Annotated in this window: 15 protein-coding genes; 14 read left to right on the forward strand and 1 reads right to left on the reverse strand. The window is 28.5% G+C overall.

The genetic code is table 11. The features are described from left to right. Positions 1-4 precede the first annotated feature (4 nt). The 14 genes from OW729_RS07870 to OW729_RS07935 all read left to right on the forward strand — a co-directional run bounded on the left by OW729_RS07870 (position 5) and on the right by OW729_RS07935 (position 13,167). The gene (locus tag OW729_RS07870) at positions 5-799 is read left to right on the forward strand and encodes an ABC transporter permease subunit (RefSeq protein ID WP_268060931.1); all 795 of its coding nucleotides are present in this window, start codon (positions 5-7) and stop codon (positions 797-799) included. Positions 800-1,404: 605 nt separating this feature from the next. Further along, positions 1,405-1,788 carry a helix-turn-helix domain-containing protein gene (locus OW729_RS07875; RefSeq protein ID WP_268060932.1) on the forward strand — a complete coding sequence of 128 codons (384 nt, stop codon included), beginning with the start codon at positions 1,405-1,407 and terminating at the stop codon, positions 1,786-1,788. Positions 1,789-2,135: 347 nt separating this feature from the next. Further along, positions 2,136-2,285 (forward strand): hypothetical protein, encoded by a 150-nt coding sequence (locus OW729_RS07880; RefSeq protein ID WP_268060933.1) that lies wholly within the window; start codon positions 2,136-2,138, stop codon positions 2,283-2,285. Positions 2,286-2,424: 139 nt separating this feature from the next. Then, entirely contained in the window at positions 2,425-3,270 is an 846-nt protein-coding gene (locus OW729_RS07885; protein WP_268060934.1) for an aldo/keto reductase, read from the forward strand. A gap of 752 nt (positions 3,271-4,022) precedes the next feature. Next, entirely contained in the window at positions 4,023-4,154 is a 132-nt protein-coding gene (locus OW729_RS07890) for a GntR family transcriptional regulator (RefSeq protein WP_268060985.1), read from the forward strand. Between the two features lie 65 nt (positions 4,155-4,219). Beyond that, on the forward strand, positions 4,220-4,918 hold the full coding sequence (locus OW729_RS07895; RefSeq protein ID WP_268060936.1) for a response regulator transcription factor: 699 nt from the start codon (positions 4,220-4,222) through the stop codon (positions 4,916-4,918). Then, entirely contained in the window at positions 4,911-6,170 is a 1,260-nt protein-coding gene (locus OW729_RS07900; protein ID WP_268060937.1) for a sensor histidine kinase, read from the forward strand. The genes OW729_RS07895 and OW729_RS07900 overlap by 8 nt, the downstream gene beginning before the upstream one ends. Positions 6,171-6,259: 89 nt before the next feature. Beyond that, a complete protein-coding gene (locus tag OW729_RS07905; RefSeq protein WP_268060938.1) occupies positions 6,260-6,946 on the forward strand; it encodes an ABC transporter ATP-binding protein in 687 nt (228 codons plus the stop codon). Continuing rightward, the gene (locus OW729_RS07910; protein WP_268060939.1) at positions 6,939-9,449 is read left to right on the forward strand and encodes an ABC transporter permease; all 2,511 of its coding nucleotides are present in this window, start codon (positions 6,939-6,941) and stop codon (positions 9,447-9,449) included. Before OW729_RS07905 ends, OW729_RS07910 begins: the two co-directional genes overlap by 8 nt. Positions 9,450-9,472: 23 nt before the next feature. Continuing rightward, a complete protein-coding gene (locus OW729_RS07915) occupies positions 9,473-10,021 on the forward strand; it encodes a TlpA family protein disulfide reductase (protein WP_268060940.1) in 549 nt (182 codons plus the stop codon). After that, complete coding sequence (locus OW729_RS07920) at positions 10,018-10,155, forward strand: CD1871A family CXXC motif-containing protein (protein ID WP_268060941.1); 138 nt, start codon at positions 10,018-10,020, stop codon at positions 10,153-10,155. The genes OW729_RS07915 and OW729_RS07920 overlap by 4 nt, the downstream gene beginning before the upstream one ends. Beyond that, entirely contained in the window at positions 10,148-10,972 is an 825-nt protein-coding gene (locus OW729_RS07925) for a 4Fe-4S binding protein (RefSeq protein ID WP_268060942.1), read from the forward strand. Before OW729_RS07920 ends, OW729_RS07925 begins: the two co-directional genes overlap by 8 nt. A 454-nt stretch (positions 10,973-11,426) precedes the next feature. After that, on the forward strand, positions 11,427-12,404 hold the full coding sequence (locus OW729_RS07930; RefSeq protein ID WP_268060943.1) for a diaminopimelate dehydrogenase: 978 nt from the start codon (positions 11,427-11,429) through the stop codon (positions 12,402-12,404). Between the two features lie 382 nt (positions 12,405-12,786). After that, positions 12,787-13,167 carry a DUF134 domain-containing protein gene (locus OW729_RS07935; RefSeq protein ID WP_268060944.1) on the forward strand — a complete coding sequence of 127 codons (381 nt, stop codon included), beginning with the start codon at positions 12,787-12,789 and terminating at the stop codon, positions 13,165-13,167. A 173-nt stretch (positions 13,168-13,340) separates the two neighbouring features. Here OW729_RS07935 and OW729_RS07940 read toward each other — a convergent pair whose 3' ends face one another. Next, the gene (locus OW729_RS07940; RefSeq protein ID WP_268060945.1) at positions 13,341-13,706 is read right to left on the reverse strand and encodes a NifB/NifX family molybdenum-iron cluster-binding protein; all 366 of its coding nucleotides are present in this window, start codon (positions 13,704-13,706) and stop codon (positions 13,341-13,343) included. Between the last annotated feature and the right edge of the window lie 346 nt (positions 13,707-14,052).

Raw genomic sequence — 14,052 nt, forward strand, 5'->3', positions numbered from 1 at the left:
GAATATGAATAGAAATGAAAAAGGATTGATATACAAAGATATAAATGAAATAACAAGTTCAAAACGAGTTATTATGCCTATGACTATTGTACCAATTATTCTGGTTGTAATAATACCCCTAGGAATATTGATAGGTGCGAACTTTATTGGAAATGATTCAAGTATGTTTACAAAGATGGTTCCTCTTTTAAAAAAATTGCCTTCTGAATATGCAGCATATACTCCAGCCCAACTTTTAATAAAAGTAACGCTGAACGTTATGTTTCCTTCATATTTTCTTATAATTCCAATAATGTGTTCAGGAGTTATTGGAGCCAGTAGTTTTGTAGGAGAAAAGGAGCATAAAACTATGGAGACTCTGCTATACACTCCAATATCTATGGAACAATTGCTTAGAGCCAAGATTTTAGGAGTTTTTGTGCCATCTTATGTGGTGACTTTGATTTCATTTATAGTCTTTGGCATCATATTTAATGTAGGTGGTTTTATATATTTTGGAGGACTTATTTTCCCAAATATAAAATGGCTTATAATCATACTTTGGATTTCACCTGCAATAAATTTATTGTCGCTGACATTTACTGTGATGGTATCGGCAAAGTCAGAAACCTTTCAGGAAGCACAGCAGGTAAGTGGCCTTCTTGTCATTCCAGTGATTCTTGTATTAGTAGGCCAGATGACAGGTGTACTTTTGCTCAATAGCCTTGCTATGTTTATAGTGGGTGGTGTTCTTTTCATACTTGATTATATATTGATAAAGAGGATTTCTTCTAGGTTTATTCCTGAAAAACTGATTTAAATACCTGTTATTATGCCATGACAGAGTATTCTTAATTGATAAAATTGCATAATTCAAAAACAATATAGCTACATGCAAGTTTTATCCGATGTTTCCAACCCTGGATAACGGTTTCTAACCTTCAGTTGGAGCAAAAACTCCACCTGAAGCCAAGAATCCTGTTTATTGTTTTCTGCTTCGAAAATTTCTCTTTTTAGGTTCATAATAAGCTCGAAACCTAGTGAAAGAGAAATTTTAAGGCGTTGTTCACAATGAAACTTGCATTTCACATTTATAATTGGTAATTATGCAATTTACTCACTAAACAAAGACAGGTTTTATAATCAAAATATAGTAGTAAAATCACATACATAATTTGAATTAAATATAATAAAAGCACTATCAAAAATTATTGAAAATCAGTAATGGTGATAGTGCTTATTTTAATTTTATGAAAGTAGTATATATCGCTATAATTCATTTATTTAAGACGAATTAGGGAACTATTTTCAAATCAATCTGGAAACATTTGCAATCTTTATTTTTACGTTATATGATGGTTATATTGGTATATATTTTAATGATACATATCATAGTGACAACTTAATTGGTTAGGGGAGATAAAAATGAATAAAACCGTAAAGTATATTTTTTGTATAGGTTTAATAGTTTCAATAACTTTAAATATATTTACTATAAACTTACTAAAGAAGCAATCTTTTAAGATTGCAACAATAAATGATGAATTGAATATGATTGTCAATTCAACTAATACAATAAAAAATAATATATCAAATACCTCAAAAGCTGGCAAATCTGAAAAATTAAATGATATTATGACTCCTTCAGAATTAGCAGAATATCTAAATATAGACATTCAGCAAGTTTATAAATCAATTATTGAAAATCCTAGTTCTAAATTTCCATCTATGAATATTAATGGAGAACTGCGTTTTAGTAAAAAAGCTATTAATGAATATGTGATAAATGGAAAGAAGGATTCTAAATAAAATTATTTTGCCAACAAAAAAATACTTTTATGAAAAGAACCTTTCTTATAGTATTCAGAAATGAGGTGTATAATATGAGTAATTGGGCAGCAACAACCGAGGAAAGTAAAAAAAGATGTGATTAATATTTAGTTAATATACTAAGAAGAAAAAATATTGTATTTAAGGAGGAGTGACAATGAATTTAAAATATAATTTATAAATTATGTATTAAACACAGAAAATAATATCGCAACTGGGATTAAATGTACTTTCTATAGATTATGGTTTTCAAATCCCATGCAAAACTTTTGAGATTAACATAAAATTTGATGTTTGTGAATATTAAAATAAAGGAGTTGTGAGGTATGGCATTTAGTATTGCTCTTGTAATATTCGCAATTATAGGCATAATCTATGGAATAATTAACAAAAATAAGTCTTTAGGAATAGTTTCCGCAATTGGGTTGATTATGATTATTGCTGCATGGGTATATTCTTATAATAACCCTTATTAAATATAATTATAATTCTTAAATTTAATATTATTAAGAGTAACTAGCCCATTAGGATTTACTTTAAATAGTAAGTCCTTTTGTTGAGTAAAGGAGAGTGGAAGCATGAAAGCCACAGATATTAAAGGAAAGGATGATTTAAATGAAAGATATAAGAAGTTATACAATTTTAAATAACGAAGTAAAAATGCCTTGGCTTGGATTTGGTACTTATAAGGTTGAAAATGGGAATACAGTTATTGAATCAGTAAAAGAAGCACTTAAAATAGGATACCGTCATATAGATACTGCTTCTTATTATGGTAATGAAGATGGCGTTGGTACTGCAATAAAAGAGAGTGGAGTGCCTAGAGAAAAAATATTTTTAGTAAGCAAGGTTTGGAACACAGATCAAGGTTATGAAAAAACTTTAAAAGCTTTTGAAACTTCTATAAAAAAACTTGGTACAGATTATCTTGATTTATATTTAATTCATTGGCCACAACCTTTAAGTAAAGAAACATGGAAGGCATTAGAAAAACTATATAAAGAAGGACGTGTAAAAGCTATTGGAGTAAGTAATTTTTTAGTTAACCATCTAGAGTATTTACTAGAAGATGCTGAAGTTATACCAATGGTAAATCAAGTTGAATTTCATCCCTATCTTATTCAAAATGACTTAATAGAATTTTGTGAAAAAAATAATATACAACTAGAAGCATGGTCTCCATTGATGAGAGGAAAAATCTTTGAAATTGAACTTTTACAGGAGCTTGCAAAAAAATATGGAAAGACAATACCTCAGATTGTTTTAAGATGGGATCTTCAAATGGGGATTGTCACTATTCCTAAATCAGTAACTCCATCAAGAATAAAAGAGAATTCAGATATATTTGATTTTGAAATAAGCAAAGAGGACGTAGATAAAATTAAACAATTAAATAAGGAGATAAGAGTAGGTTCAAATCCTGATAAAGTCTATACATGTCCAGATATATTTAATAGATAAAGGAAGCATGTAAATCTTGTGTGAATTTAAAAAAGTATAAAAGTGGTACACTATTTTGGATGTAGTCACTTTTTATGCTTTTTTTATTAAATATAAATCATAGTATGGAAAAGTGTGAGAGGTTAACTTTACAGCTCTATCAAAAAAATGCCCGTGCAGTACAATTTTATTTAAGAGAGGGCTTCTCTATTTCCAAAGAACAGGTGGATGAAGAAACCGGAGAAATAGAATATTTCATGGAATGGAGACAATTTGCCTAAGCTGATTCCGCTTGATAAGCTAGAAGAAGTATTTGGTCAATGATTTGCTTCAACAACTTAAAGCAATAGTCGATCAGCAATCCGCCCAACGGAAATAAAAAAACGTTGTTTCGGCGGCTGGGTATCTATGCGTATAAATAAATCACAGTAGATAAATGGTAGTTTTGAAATAGTATAAGGTAATGAATTTGACAACCCTCAAAAGGCTACTAAAAGAAATATAGATGGCTCTTATATATTAGAGTGTTTTCTATAGTGGTTTAGAACCCTTGAGTGCAGGTGATGCACTTGAGGGTTTTTAATAATGGATGGTATTACAAAAATTGAAATTGGTAGTTTTAAGCAAGGAATATATATATATAATAAAATATAAACAAACTTAGCTAAGCCAGTGATTATTATGAAAATTAAGATTGAAAGATATAGTAAAATTCCTTTATATTTTCAAATAAAAAACAAATAAGGAACATGATTTATTCTAAAATAATTCCAATGGACTATGTGTTACCATCGGAAAGAGAACTTGCAAAGATTTTACATGTTAACAGAAGTACAGTTGTTAAGTCTTATGAGGAGCTTAAGATTGTAAATTTGAATTTTAAGGTATATGACCATATAATATGATTACATAAATATTTCATTAATAAGAAAATAATATTAAATTATACAATTATTATGGAGGTTTTGAAATGGCAAATATTTTATTAGTAGAGGATGACGAAGCTTTAAACAGGGGTATAAGCTTTAAATTAAAAAAAGAAGGATACAATGTTTTTAAAGTAGCTTATCTGATGGAGGCTAGAAAAATAATCCATAGTGAGAATATAGATCTTGTTTTGTTAGATGTTAATTTGCCAGATGGAAATGGTTTTGAATTTTGTAACGAGATAAGAAATATTAATAATAATATTTTGGTTATATTTTTAACTGTTTGTGATCAAGAAGTGGACATAGTTACAGGGTATGACATTGGAGCAGATGATTATATTACAAAACCTTTTAGTCTTATGGTACTTATGTTAAAAGTAAAAGCTGTCCTTAGAAGAAAGGTAAAGGTAAGAAGTAAAAAAATTATTTTTTCTGGAGATATAGTGTTTCATGATGAAGAACTTAAAGTTTTTAAAAGTGATAAAGAATTGTTTTTGAGCAAAACAGAATTTAAATTATTAAAATGTCTTATATGTAATTATAATCAAATTGTAACAAAGGATCAGATTTTAAATGAACTATGGGATATAGATGGGAACTTTATAAATGAAAATACTTTGGCAGTAAATATAAGAAGGCTTAGAGAAAAAATAGAAGATGATCCATCTAAGCCCAAATATATTAAGAATATACGAGGAATAGGATATACTTGGGGACAGGGGTGCAAGTTAAATGATTAAATATATAAAAAGAGAACCTCTTTTAAAAAAAATATTTTTAATTGTATTTGGAAGTTTGTTTTTTTCGTCTCTTATTATTTTTTATTTTCATTTTAATGTTATTCAGTCTATTCATGATGATCATATTAAGTTATATCAAGAGATAACAGGAAAAATGATAAAGATTGCTCCAGAAAAAGAGAATGATATTGTAAAAGCTTTACTTTATGAAAGAGATGAGGACTGTCTTAATGAAGGCAAAGCTGTACTAAATAAATATAGCTTTAGAGATGAAATAAGGATGTGGGAAGATCACACCTTTAAAAGTCAGTTTTCAAGATTTTTATCAAATGAAGTAATAAGCATTATTTTTATATTAGCAATTGTCATAGTAGCACTTCTTATTAGTTTTAATCATTTCATGAATAAGTTACATAAATTTTCTAAAGCATTAGATTTGATAATAGATGGAAATTTTAAATTACAATTAGAAGAGACTAATGAAGGAATATTCTCTGAAATTTTTTCAAGGTTAAATCAAATGTCTAGAATATTGAATTTAAGTCTTATAAGTTTAAAAAAAGAAAAAGAAAATATTAAATCACTGGTTACGGATATAGCACATCAAGTTAAAACCCCGCTTTCATCAATTAAGCTATTTAATTCTTTGTTAATGGAAGAGGACTTGAGTAAGGATGAAAAGGATGAATTTTTATCTAGAAGTAGGAATGAAATAAACAAATTAGAGTGGCTATTTAATTCTCTTGTTAAAATTTCAAGAATGGAAGTAGGCATGATTGAGTTAAAAACAGAGCTTAATGATTTAAAGGACACTTTAATGGAAGCAGTTAAGGATATATATATGAGGGCTTGTGAAAAAGGAATAGAGATAGTTGTTAAAAAAGTAGAGTCTTCTTTTGTCTATCATGATTCTAAATGGACAAAGGAAGCTATATTTAATGTGCTTGAAAATGCAGTAAAATACACAGATGAAAAAGGGAAATTAGTTATATCTATGGAAAAAATGCAAAGTTATACAAGAATCGATATACAGGACACAGGTATAGGAATACCAAGAGAAGAGTTTAATAATGTTTTTAAAAGGTTTTATAGAGGCAAATTGGACAAGGTTAAAAAATTGGAAGGTTCAGGTGTGGGATTATATCTTACAAGGAAAATTTTAGAAGAGCAGGAAGGAAGTATAATGGTAGATTCAGAGCTGGAAAAAGGAACGAAATTTAGTCTATACTTACAAAACTGTAAGTATAGATGAAAGATTAATGTAATAATAGAATGATATTCTTTAAGTATAGAGTAGTTTCAATATATTTAAGCTAAGAATTAGCAGGGGGAAATGAAATTATGAAAGTGTTAGAAACAAAATTCTTAAAGAAATATTATGGCAAAGGTGAGAATCTTGTAAAGGCTTTAGATGGAATAAGCTTATCTATGGATGAAGGTGAGTTTGTTGCAATAGTAGGGGCTTCAGGTTCTGGAAAAAGTACATTACTTCATATGCTTGGGGGACTGGATAGACCTACTGAAGGAAAGGTATATATAAATGAAAAAGACATATTTTCTATGAGCAATGATAAACTAGCAGTGTTTAGAAGAAGAAAAATAGGTTTTATTTTTCAATCATACAATCTTATACCTGTTTTAAATGTATGGGAGAATATAACTTTCCCAATTGGACTAGATGAGAAGAAAGTGGATGAAGATTATATTAAAGATTTAATGGAAACTCTTGGAATATACGAAAAAAGAAAATCACTTCCTAATGCACTATCAGGAGGGCAACAGCAGAGGACTGCTATAGCAAGAGCATTGGCTAATAAACCAGCAATAATTTTTGCAGATGAGCCTACTGGAAATTTAGATTCAAAAAATAGTGCAGAAGTAATTAATTTACTTAAATTATCTATAAGAAAGTATCATCAAACTTTAGTTATGATAACTCATGATGATAAGATAGCACAAATGGCAGATAGAGTTATAAGAATAACGGATGGGAAAATATTAAAGGAAGAAGGGGTGGGCATTGAATAGTATATCAAATCTTGCTAAGAAAAATTTTAAGAGAAACAAGATTAAAAGTTTACTTGTAATTATTACAATAGTTTTAACTACCGCCCTTTTAACTTCAATGGGAATTTTATGTGCTACTATTAAAAATGCAAATATTAAAGATATAGAGGATACAATTGGAAACTATCATTGTATTTTTTCAATACAAAATGATAAACAATTTCAAACTTTAAAAAACAATGTTCAGCTTGAAAAAGCAGGAGAATATATGTATTTAGGAAATTGTAATAATAAAGAATTAGGTGTAAATAGACTAGAATTAAGATATATGGACAAGAATGTAGCAGATTTAAACAATATTAAATTGGAAAAAGGTCAGTTTCCACAAAATTCTAATGAAATTGTTTTGAATAAATGGATAATAGAGAAATTAAATAAAAAACCTAAATTAGGAGAAAAGATACATTTAAGTTTTATACCACCTATATCTAAGGAAGAGGAGTGGGAAAATAAAAAACCTAATGTTATTGAAAAAGATTTTGCTATTTGTGGAATTTTAAAAGAAAGTGAAGAAGAAAAAAAATATAATACTTCAAAGGGACTAGTATCAAAAGATGCAATATATAAAAGTTTAGATAAAAAAAATATAGACCGAGAAATATATCTAAGGTTTAAAGATGATAAAAATATTACAAAAGATATATATAGCCTTGCAGATAGCATGAATATATTGCGTAAAGATATTATGTTAAATAAATTTTATTTAAATGAACTACATCCTAGCGCTGGAAATTTAATTCCTTTTATCATTATAGGGTTAATATTAATGTTAGTAGCTATTGCAGTAATATATAATATTTTCTGTGTATCTATTTCACAGAAAATACAAGCTTTTGGGCTATTGGCGGCATTAGGATCTACAAGAAAGCAGATGAGAAAGGTAATAATTATAGATGGGCTTTATAATTGTATTATTGGAATACCATTAGGACTACTTTTAGGTTATGGGTTAAGTTACTTTATATGTGGTTTTGTAATGCAAAGCTTACATGTAGGAAAGTATTTTGTAATTAATGTACCTTTTTCAGTGATAATTGTATCTTCACTTGTAAGTGTAGTTACTGTAGTTATTGCACTTATTAGACCAGCTAGAACTGCTTCTAAGATATCTCCAATTGAGGCTATAAGATTTAGTGGTTATAAAACAGAAATTAAAAAGAAAGAGAAAAAAATTTCTGGTGATATAAATATGAAAAAATTGTCTTACCTAAATTTGTGGAGAAATAAAAAACGTACTTTAATGACTCTATTTTCTTTAAGTATGAGTGGAATGATTTTTATCATAGTATCTTCTGTAATATTTAGCATGGATATTAACTTAAATTTAAAAGAAGATATACAGAATGATTTTCTTATTTCATCCTCGCATATAATCAAGGACAATGGAATAGTAAATCCTTTAAATGAGGATTTTATAAAAAAAGTAAAGAATATAGATGGCGTTACTAAGGTACAAAAGGTAAATCACAGCTATGTTTGGTTTGATAATGTGGTTTTGTCAAAGAATGATACTAAAGTAGCTAGTAGTAAGGAATGTTTTAACTTTTATGGATTTGATGATGAAATGATAGATAAATTAAAAGATAATTTATCTCTTGGAGAAATATCACTGGAAAATTTAAAAAATAAAAATGAGGTGATTTTAGTTGCAAATCACAAGGGAAAATATAAGTTTAATGTTGGAGATAAGGTTTTATTAAAGAAAGCTAAGCTTTATAAAGAAGACCTTCCTCAAAATGAAAATCAAACTCTTGATGAAATTTATGATAAAGAGAATGACAATAATTACAAATTTAATGAATATAAGATAGTGGCAATAGTAGATAAAAATGTAGAAGGATTAGATATGGGATTAGATACAAATGGAACTTTTATTGCTTGTGAGGATATATTTAATAGAACGATTAAAGATAATAGGCCTATCCAGATTCGTATAGATATACAAAAAGCTAAATATGAAGGAGTAAAAGCTTCTTTAAAAAATATTATTGAAAAAAATGAAGAAATAGTATATAAATCCTATGTAGAAACTAGGGAAGATCTGCAAAGCCAATTTAAATCAACGAATATTATTTGCTATGGAGTTGTTTCCATAATAGCATTAATAGGTATGTTAAATCTAATTAATACTAGAATTACAGGTATCATGGCAAGAAAAAATGAAATGGGAATGATTGAAGCTATTGGTGCTTCAAATAAGGATATAAGTAAAATGTTACAGCTAGAAGGATTCTATTATTCTTTTATAAGTTTAGTTGTAGCTGTAGGTTTTGGATTAGGAATAGGATATTTATGTTTTAGATTAATAAAGAAAACTGCTACGTATATGATATATAGATTTCCATTAATTCCAATAATAATTCTTATTAGTATGTTTGTACTTTTACAAATAATAATAACTTATTTAATTCAAAGAATTTTAAATAAGAATTCCATAATAGATAAAATTAGAGTTAATGAGTAAATATTATATAGGGGAGAGGGAAAATGAAAAAAATTTTTGTGATTATAGTTAGTATTTTTCTTCTAATTAGTATTTCAGGTTGTAGTGGAAATGATGTTGAAAAGGAGAAAAACATTTTATCAGGCAAAACTTTGAGCTTTTCAGGTAAAGATTTAAATGGAAACAAAATAACAAAGGATTTACTTAAAGATTATGATTTGATTGTCATAAATAAATGGGGGACATCTTGTAATCCTTGTGTACAGGAAATGCCTGATCTTCAAAAAATCCAAGATGAGTTTAAAAACAGAAAGGTAAAAGTAATAGGAGTAATTTCTATGGATAAGGAGAAAAATGATGAAAAATCTTTAATAGATGATGCAAAGAAAATCACTAGTATTAAAAAAATAAATTATCTTAATATATTACCTGATAAAAAGTTTAATGAGCAATTAAACAAATTTGATTTTGTACCAGTAACTTTATTTGTTAAGCCTGATGGTAAAGTATTAGACACTTATATTACTGGAGCTACTAAATATGACTATTTTAAGAAGTTAATAGATTCAGCATTAAAGGGTGAGCTAAAATGAAGCAGAAACTTATAAGAAGGACCGTGTTATTACAATCTTTTATATTTATAGCATTAGGTATATATAGAAGTGAAGTTTTAATAGCCTTCAATAAGGCTATCAATATATGTTTGGAGTGCATAGGAATTGGCTAAAGTAAATAGAAAAATTATTCAGATTATAAGTACTTTAATTACTAATGCTAATATAAAAGGAGTTATGGGGTACGGAATATACAAAGGTCCACTAAAAAAAAGCTGTGTTCCAGGACTTAATTGTTATTCTTGTCCCTTGGCTGTAAGTTCTTGTCCAATAGGGTCCATTCAGGCTATTTTGGGAAGTGCAAAGTATAAATTTTCTTTTTATATTTTAGGAATACTAATGTTAATAGGAGTGGTATTAGGAAGGGTAGTATGTGGATTCTTATGTCCATTTGGACTTGTTCAAGAGTTTTTAAATAAGATAAGAACACCTAAATTTAAGCTACCTAATTGGACGAAGTATATAAAATATGTTGTATTAATAATTTTTGTAATTTTACTTCCGATTTTGTGGGCTAATGAACTAGGTATGGGTGATCCTACATTTTGTAAATATATTTGTCCTGCTGGAATGTTGGAAGGGGGCATACCTCTTGTACTTATGAATAATTCGCTAAGAAGTATTGTGGGATTTTTGTTTAAATGGAAAATGGCCATACTAATATTTACAATAATTTTATCAATTTATACTTTTAGGCCATTTTGTAAGGCTATTTGTCCATTAGGAGCTATATACTCATTTTTTAATCCTATAAGTATTTATAAATTGGAAATAGACAAAGATAAATGTATATACTGTAAAAAATGTTCTGAGGTATGTGGTATGGGCGTAGAAGTTTATAAGAGTCCTAATAGCTTAGAGTGCATAAGATGTGGAGAATGTAAAACAGTCTGTCCAACTAAGGCAATAAAAACTGCAATAAAATTATAAATGTGTTTATTAAAAAAGCTTTTATGAAAGTAATAGTAAAATAGTTTTAAAAGCTTCAGTATGGAAAATAAGGAAAAATTTGTCTATTAAATATAAATAATATAGTATGGAAAAATGTGAGAAACTATGATAATCTTATTATAAAATTAGGTTATGTTTTAGAAAATTGTTGATTTCGTATAAATTTAAAAACAATTCTAAAGCTAGTTTAAGTACTATGACTAAAATTTCATAACTCCCATAACTCAAACAATGAGATTTTTCAACGCTCAATTACTTAAACTAAATAACAATTGTTGAGTTCATTCTAATGAACTCAACAATTTAAAACATAGCCTTAGGATTACTAAAGGAAGTGTACACTAGGGTGTTTACACTCTTTTAAAACAGATCTTAAAATTAAAAGTGGGATTTATAAAAAGGAGGGACTTGGCTTTAGAGTCAGGGAAAATGAATGAATAATAAGATTAGAGTAGGTATTGTAGGGTATGGAAATCTTGGGAAAGGTGTAGAATTATCTTTAGCACAAAATCCAGATTTTCAGTTAGAAGCTATTTTTACAAGAAGAAATCCTGATAAATTACTATCTGCTTCAAAAATGGTACATATTTCAGAAATTATGAATTATAAAGACAAAATTGATGTTATGATTCTTTGTGGAGGCTCTGCTACTGATTTGCCACAACAGGCGCCGGAGATTGCAGAAATGTTTAATACAGTAGATAGTTTCGATACTCATGCCAAGATACCAGAATATTTTAATAGGTTAGACGAGGTAACAAAAAATGCTGGTACTATTGGACTTATATCAGTTGGTTGGGATCCAGGACTATTTTCATTAAATCGTCTTCTAGGAGAGGTAGTACTTCCAAGTGGGAAAGATTATACTTTCTGGGGAAGAGGTGTAAGCCAAGGACATTCAGATGCTATTAGAAGAGTAGAAGGCGTTAAAGATGGGGTTCAATATACGGTACCTATTGAAAGTGCTATTGATATGGTGCGTACAGGAAAAAATATAGAGCTTTCAACCAAAGAAAAACATGAGAGAGTTTGCTATGTTGTACCAGAAGTTGCAGCTGATTTAGATGATATTAAAAGTAAAATTAAATATATGCCAAATTATTTTGAAGAATATGATACAACAGTAAATTTCATAACTGAGGAAGAGTTGAAGACAAATCATAAGGGTATGCCTCATGGTGGATTTGTTATTCGTACAGGAGTTACTGGAGAGGGTACAAATCAGAGAATGGAGTTTAGTTTAAAGCTTGATAGTAATCCAGAGTTTACTTCTAGTGTGTTAGTAGCTTATGCAAGAGCAGTTTATAGATTACATAAAGAAGGTCAAACAGGAGCACGTACAGTATTAGATATACCATTTAGTTATTTATCTCCAAAATCAGGAGCAGAATTAAGAAAAGAGTTGTTATAAATAGAATTTTTAGTTTATGTAAGTTTTCATTTAATTTCAGGCCATGTTTTAGGAAAGTGTTGATTTTGTATAAATTTAAAAACAATATTCTTTTAAAACAGAGCCTAATTTTAAAGTTGTTTGATAAGAAGTTAATATAAATATTAAGTAGAAGTGGCTGTCTTAAAATGATTTTTAAATAATTTTAAGATAGCCACTTATTTTATGTATCTTACCTTCACTTAAACAAATAGTTTGTGGATACTGTGGTAGTGCCTTATAAAAATTATTGACATATGTCGAAAAAATAGTACAATAACATTAAAATGATATATTTTAATAACTAGAATGAAGTAATGAGATATTAATATAATAAAACTGTATTAAATGAGGTGAAGGATTTATGGCTAGACCAAGAAAATGCAGAAAAGTATGTTGTTTGCCTAAAAATGATATATATGGACCGCTTAATGATCCGGTTAATGAGGATCATTTTGTTACTATGACTATTGATGAGTATGAAACTATACGTCTGATTGACTTAGAGGGGTTTACGCAGGAAGAGTGTGCTAGTCAAATGAATATTGCACGCACAACTGTTCAGGGGATTTATAACGATGCGAGAAGAAAACTTGCCGACTCTTTAGTTAATGGAAAAGTGCTGAAGATTAAGGGGGGAGATTACAAACTTTGTAGTAACTCTGAAAGATTCTGCGATAGTGGCGAATGTTGCATACATAGACGAGGCAGAAGTTTTATAGAAGGTGAAGATAAGGATGGGTGAAAATAAAAATATAAATTCTATTGCATGTCATTTCCTTGAATATGGAGTGCAAATAGGGGGAAGGGTGCTATATAATACAAAAGGCCATGCATAAATAAGAAAAATCCTTATTAGCATGACTTTTATTTATGAAAACTTATAAATATTTTTTAAACTATTTGGGTAAATAAGAATTAGCTATGATGGCATCCATGTTCATGTTCATGGCAGCAGTCACCAGAATCTACAAGAGAGCCTTCAAGCCATTTAAGAGCTACGGCTTTTACATCACCTGAACATCCACGAAGAACATCAATTCCACAGTTATTTAGTACACTTACTGCTCCTTCACCCATGTTACCTGCAATCATAAGTTTAACATCCATTTCTGCAAGAATATGTGCGATGTTTGATTTGCAGCCACAGCCTTCTGGTGATGGAACGATTTGTGAATCAATTATTGTTTTTGCAGTTGTATCAACTGTAAAAACAGTGAAATATTCACAATGACCGAAATGGTCATCGATTTTATTTCCACGAGATGGTAATGCAATTTTCATATAATAAACCCTTCTTTCTAAATTATTTAATAGAATAGCATTTTTAATACATATGAGTTATTACCATATGACCTTTATATATTATAATAAGCTTATAAATGACATATGTCAATAACTATATTGTTAGGGAGAAGAAAAACACCAATAACTAGATAATGAAAAAAAGAATGATTGAAATTTTATATTTAATTAAATTATTAAAAAAGAAAGATAAATAATATAGAAGTAGTTTAGAGTTCTTGAATGTAATTAGTTACATTTAAGGGCTTTTTTATATAGAAAAATAGCAAATAAGTAATCAAAAAAATATTTTAATTAACGGCTTTATGCATAACTTGGGTTGCAA

This window comes from Clostridium brassicae, assembly GCF_026738875.1.
Lineage (GTDB): Bacteria > Bacillota > Clostridia > Clostridiales > Clostridiaceae > Clostridium_H > Clostridium_H brassicae.

What these genes read in the sequence shown, in the direction of transcription:
- OW729_RS07870 (WP_268060931.1), top strand. Translation starts at nt 5, where the DNA reads ATGAATAGAAATGAAAAAGGATTGATATACAAAGATATAAATGAAATA.
- OW729_RS07875 (WP_268060932.1), top strand. Translation starts at nt 1,405, where the DNA reads ATGAATAAAACCGTAAAGTATATTTTTTGTATAGGTTTAATAGTTTCA.
- OW729_RS07880 (WP_268060933.1), top strand. Translation starts at nt 2,136, where the DNA reads ATGGCATTTAGTATTGCTCTTGTAATATTCGCAATTATAGGCATAATC.
- OW729_RS07885 (WP_268060934.1), top strand. Translation starts at nt 2,425, where the DNA reads ATGAAAGATATAAGAAGTTATACAATTTTAAATAACGAAGTAAAAATG.
- OW729_RS07890 (WP_268060985.1), top strand. Translation starts at nt 4,023, where the DNA reads ATGGACTATGTGTTACCATCGGAAAGAGAACTTGCAAAGATTTTACAT.
- OW729_RS07895 (WP_268060936.1), top strand. Translation starts at nt 4,220, where the DNA reads ATGGCAAATATTTTATTAGTAGAGGATGACGAAGCTTTAAACAGGGGT.
- OW729_RS07900 (WP_268060937.1), top strand. Translation starts at nt 4,911, where the DNA reads ATGATTAAATATATAAAAAGAGAACCTCTTTTAAAAAAAATATTTTTA.
- OW729_RS07905 (WP_268060938.1), top strand. Translation starts at nt 6,260, where the DNA reads ATGAAAGTGTTAGAAACAAAATTCTTAAAGAAATATTATGGCAAAGGT.
- OW729_RS07915 (WP_268060940.1), top strand. Translation starts at nt 9,473, where the DNA reads ATGAAAAAAATTTTTGTGATTATAGTTAGTATTTTTCTTCTAATTAGT.
- OW729_RS07920 (WP_268060941.1), top strand. Translation starts at nt 10,018, where the DNA reads ATGAAGCAGAAACTTATAAGAAGGACCGTGTTATTACAATCTTTTATA.
- OW729_RS07930 (WP_268060943.1), top strand. Translation starts at nt 11,427, where the DNA reads ATGAATAATAAGATTAGAGTAGGTATTGTAGGGTATGGAAATCTTGGG.
- OW729_RS07935 (WP_268060944.1), top strand. Translation starts at nt 12,787, where the DNA reads ATGGCTAGACCAAGAAAATGCAGAAAAGTATGTTGTTTGCCTAAAAAT.
- OW729_RS07940 (WP_268060945.1), bottom strand. Translation starts at nt 13,706, where the DNA reads ATGAAAATTGCATTACCATCTCGTGGAAATAAAATCGATGACCATTTC.